The sequence below is a fragment of the Halochromatium roseum genome (genome assembly GCF_016653315.1).
Lineage (GTDB): Bacteria > Pseudomonadota > Gammaproteobacteria > Chromatiales > Chromatiaceae > Lamprobacter > Lamprobacter roseus.
This window is the reverse complement of record NZ_NHSH01000020.1, coordinates 1-3,973: the sequence shown is the minus strand read 5'-3', so window position 1 is coordinate 3,973 and position 3,973 is coordinate 1. Positions and strand designations below refer to the sequence as shown.

General features: G+C 64.5%; 5 protein-coding genes. 1 reads left to right on the top strand and 4 read right to left on the bottom strand.

Features of this window, described 5'->3' with window-relative positions:
• Positions 1-192: 192 nt before the first annotated feature.
• Positions 193-582 (bottom strand): hypothetical protein, encoded by a 390-nt coding sequence (locus CCR96_RS02305; protein ID WP_242518371.1) that lies wholly within the window; start codon positions 580-582, stop codon positions 193-195.
• 251 nt (positions 583-833) lie between these two features.
• On the opposite strand from CCR96_RS02305, the gene CCR96_RS02300 reads away from it, so the two are divergent.
• Positions 834-1,301, top strand: a complete 468-nt coding sequence (locus CCR96_RS02300; protein WP_201216042.1) for a hypothetical protein — start codon at positions 834-836, stop codon at positions 1,299-1,301.
• On the opposite strand, the gene CCR96_RS02295 is transcribed toward CCR96_RS02300, so the two are convergent.
• From CCR96_RS02295 to CCR96_RS02285, 3 genes are read right to left on the bottom strand one after another with little or no spacing between them, the layout of a single operon-like run.
• Positions 1,270-1,665, bottom strand: a complete 396-nt coding sequence (locus CCR96_RS02295) for a Rieske (2Fe-2S) protein (protein ID WP_201216033.1) — start codon at positions 1,663-1,665, stop codon at positions 1,270-1,272. The genes CCR96_RS02300 and CCR96_RS02295 overlap by 32 nt on opposite strands.
• Entirely contained in the window at positions 1,662-3,239 is a 1,578-nt protein-coding gene (locus CCR96_RS02290; protein WP_201216012.1) for a (Fe-S)-binding protein, read from the bottom strand. The genes CCR96_RS02295 and CCR96_RS02290 overlap by 4 nt, the downstream gene beginning before the upstream one ends.
• Before the next feature lie 57 nt (positions 3,240-3,296).
• A complete protein-coding gene (locus CCR96_RS02285; RefSeq protein ID WP_201216009.1) occupies positions 3,297-3,869 on the bottom strand; it encodes a flavodoxin in 573 nt (190 codons plus the stop codon).
• Between the last annotated feature and the right edge of the window lie 104 nt (positions 3,870-3,973).

Sequence of the window (3,973 nt, the reverse complement as noted above, 5' to 3'; positions counted from 1 at the left end):
CAAGGCCTCGTGCGCCTGGCCGATGCTGAGCTCGATGACATCGATGTCGGGTGTCGGCCCCGTCGATGCGCGATTCACCGGCTCGCAGGCGGTGCAGAGGCCCATCAGCAAGACGATGATCAGGCGCCAGGACATGCGATTGTGCTGATAGCTTTGGGTCATCGCGGCTCACAGGGCTCTCTTGCAGTGGCGTCAGACCTGAGAAGCGGCCTCACTCACGGACATCGCAGCGTCGCGCAGAATCGCGTCGACCTCGGCCTCGATGACTGGCAGAGTTAGCACAGCAGAGAGCGGAAACCGCTCGGCGAGCAGCGGGACATACTGGGCCTGCTCTTTGCTGACCAGGACGATGATCCGCGCTTCGGGCGCCTGCTTGTTCAGGCTGGCAAGGAACACATCGAGATTGCAGACATTGGCACCGGCATAGTTGTTACCGAAACCGTAGAAGAATTCCGCCACCACCCAGTCTGGCGCACTGCGCTTGAGCGCCTGCAGGGCCTTGCGCTGCGAGGTAAGCTTGATCTGGGTGATCCCCAAGCGCTGGTAGAGCGCCTCGAGCCGGGGATGGCTGGGGGGATTCAATGATGGAGAACAGGGTCGTCATGGAAGTCGAACACGTACTCTGGACCAACCGCTGGATGGGATGCAGCCTATCAGGCCCGGCCGGCGCGGTCCTCTTCAGCACTAAGGTTCGCCGATGCGCCGCTGCCATGCCTGCGGGCGAACCGCCATGGATGTCGTCCAGGTTCCCGGGCGAGCAGGCGTCCCGATCAACGCCGCTCTGGGATTGACATCACTCCGCATCCGACAGCGTTTGCGCAAGAGACCTCACTATGGGACATCTGCTGAACGACAAATCGGCCCTGGTGCCGCTGATCGACCGCCTCAACCGCTACCCGGTAGGCCTGGTCGACAGTCCGCGCCTGCGCCAGATCCTCGCGCTGCTGTTTGATCCGCGTGAGGCCGAGGTGGCGGCGCGCTTTCCGCTGACCGAGGCCACCCGGGCTGAGCTGGTCGAGCGCACCGGTCTGCCGGCGGCGGAGCTGGATGGGATTCTAGAGTCGATGGCCAACAAGGGGCTGGTGATGGATCTACCGGTGGGGCATGAGACCTACTATCTGTTGGTGCCGGGGCTGATCGGCTTCATGGAGTTCAGCTTCATGCGCGATCGCGGCGATCTGCCCCAGGCGGAGTTGGCGCGGCTGATGTCGGCGTATCTGCGCGAACAGGGCAAGGACGGACAGGCCGGTGCATCACAGGTTGCCCTGTCTACATCAGCGCTATCACGTGTTTATCGATGAGGTAGACCTGACCGTCGCTCTCCTCGCAGCGCAGGGGCTCGAGTCGCTCGCCGGAGCAGAGCACGCTCAAGGATTCGCCTGAGGTCGGATCGAAGACGATGCCATGCATGGAACAGCGCAGATGCCCTTGCTGTTCATCGAAAACGGCGTCGTGCACGCAGTCCAGACGCCGCACCATGTGCACGCATTGATTCAGATAGGCGTAGACTTGGCCGGCGTAGCGCAGCACGATCGCGGTCTGCGGGTGCTTCTTGAACAGCAAGGGGATGATGCGATGCTGGCGCTCCGCCAGTTCAGTGCTGTCACAGACCAGCAGCTTGCGTCGCTCGCGCGCTATCGTGTTGAGGGTCGATGCCGTGTTCATCGCTCAGTCACCTGGCTCACTCGGCCCTGCTTTGCCTGTGCGGCGCCATGATGCCGGAGCCAAGCCCTGCCGTTCTGTGTTGCTCTGTTCTGCTCGACAGCCTGCTGCGTAGCGACCTCCTGCTGCGGCTCCATGTCCAGATCCAGCTCCAGCGCGTCGGCGAGCACTTGCGCCAGATGGCGAGGGCGTTGCGTCGTATGGGCACGAATCTGCTGCCGACAGGAGAAGCCATTGGCGATGACGGGCGCGCTCGGATTGGCACGCAGTTGCGGCAGCAAGTGAAGCTCGGCCATCTGTCGGGACAGCTCGGCGTGCTCCTGTTCCAGGCCGAAGGTGCCGGCCATGCCGCAGCAGCCGGCGTCGATCATCTCCGGCGTCAGTCCTGGTACCCACTTCAACACCTTGCGCATCGACTTCATCGCGCCTACCGCCTTCTGGTGACAATGGCCGTGCACCAACGTAGTGCTGCTGTCGTGCGCTTGCGCATCGGTGAAGGGAAGCTTGAGGCGCTTGGCTATGAGCTCTTTGGCCAGGAACTCCTCCAGCAACAGGCTGCGCTCGGCTACAACCCGCGCCGCGTCACCAAGGCCAAGCGCGAGGTGGTCGTCGCGCAGGCTCAACAGGCAGGAGGGCTCGAGTCCGATGATCCAACGCCCGGCGCGGGCGTGGGGCAGCAGCGCGCTCAGCAGGCGCCTGGCCTCATCGGCGACCTGTTCCACCAGACCCTGGGCCAGATAGGTGCGCCCGCAGCACAGTGGGCGTTTCGGGTTCGGGTCCGATTCGGCAGGCTCGGCGATGTGGACGCGGTAGCCGGCGGCCCTGAGCACGCGCAGCGCCGCGCGCGGGATCTCGGGCTCGAAATGGCGGCCGAAGCAGTCGACCAGGAGCACGACCTCCGGTAGCGACGGTGTGGAAGCCTCGGTCAGTGCCGATGCGGGTGCGGCGGCGGGTTCAGGGTCGGGCTCAAAGGGCGCTCGAGTGGGCTCCGGCAAGGGGACCTCGGCGGTGATGCCGAGCAACCGCTGACCTAGCTGCGCCAGCCAAGGTTGGCGGTTGCGCATCCCGATCAGCCAGCGCACGGCAGGTCGATAGCGCGACAGCCAGTGAGGTAGCGCGGCGAAGAGGCGGGCACGCCAGCGCAGACCGTCGCGCCGCACCCGCTGCGCCAGGTATTCGCTCTTGATCAACGCCATGTCGACGTTGCTCTCGCACTCGCGCTTGCAGCCCTTGCAGGCGACGCAAAGATCCATCGCGCGGGCAAGAGTTGGATCGGCGAGGGCTGCATCGAGCAGGCTGGCCTCGCTTTGGGTCGCATCAGCCGAGTGTGCATCGGCCGCTACGGTATTGAGGGAGGCCTTCAATAGCCGCACTCGCCCACCGGTGGAGAGGGCCGGATCGCCGGTGACGCGAAAGCTCGGACACATGACACCCTTGCGGGTCTCGGCCTCGCACTGGCGGCTGTTGATACAGACCGCGACGGCCTTGGCGAAGTCGCCACCGTGCCTCGGGATGTCCGCATAGGCGTCGCCCATGCCAGCATCCTGGTAGGCGGACCAGTCCAGCGCTGTCTTCATGAGATGACCAACTCCGACCGAATGGATGGGCAGCGCACAGCGATTTCCAGAGCGGGACTAGGCAGGTACCGGCGCTTCGCAGACCTCGAGCAACAGCGGGAGGACCTCGTCGAGCCAGGCGTCGATGCGTGCGTCGGTCAGCAGCGACTGCAGGTGCTGATCCAACGCCAGGCCGACGAAGCGTCCATCGACGACGGCCCGCGAACACTTGAACTCGAAGCCGCCGGTGTCGATGCCGCCCAGCATCTGGGCACCCGCCTTGGAGAACCGGCTGTGCAGGTCCATCATGGCGTCGCAGAAGTGGGTCGGATAGTTCTCCTGATCACCGAGCCCGAACAGGGCAATACGGATGCCACTGAAGTCCTTGCCGTCGAGCTGTGGCAGGAGCTCCAGCCAGGCGGCCTCGTCGGTGTCGTTGGCCTTGCCGGGGAGCACGCCTTCGCCATCGGTGGGTATGCCGAGGATCAGCGCCTGGAAGGCCAACAGGTCATCAGCGCTGGCGCGATTGACGTTCAGCGGTTTGGCGACCACGCCCTCTCCGTGGCGCGCCTTGATCGCTTTTGCGATCTTCTTCGCGATCAGTCGGGTGGTGCTGGAGTCCGTTCCGAAGAAGATGCCGATCTGACGCATACTGCCCCCGTCGAGTGCGTGTCGCTCCGCTGGGAGCCTTGGTGAGTGTCTTGATCATCCGCCCGTCGATTTGAGCAAATGCAGCAAGACCCGCGCCAATCAAC

Excerpts from the sequence above, each read along its gene's own strand:
- CCR96_RS02300 (WP_201216042.1), top strand. The coding sequence starts at position 834 with ATGGGACATCTGCTGAACGACAAATCGGCCCTGGTGCCGCTGATCGAC.
- CCR96_RS02295 (WP_201216033.1), bottom strand. The coding sequence starts at position 1,665 with ATGAACACGGCATCGACCCTCAACACGATAGCGCGCGAGCGACGCAAG.
- CCR96_RS02290 (WP_201216012.1), bottom strand. The coding sequence starts at position 3,239 with ATGAAGACAGCGCTGGACTGGTCCGCCTACCAGGATGCTGGCATGGGC.
- CCR96_RS02285 (WP_201216009.1), bottom strand. The coding sequence starts at position 3,869 with ATGCGTCAGATCGGCATCTTCTTCGGAACGGACTCCAGCACCACCCGA.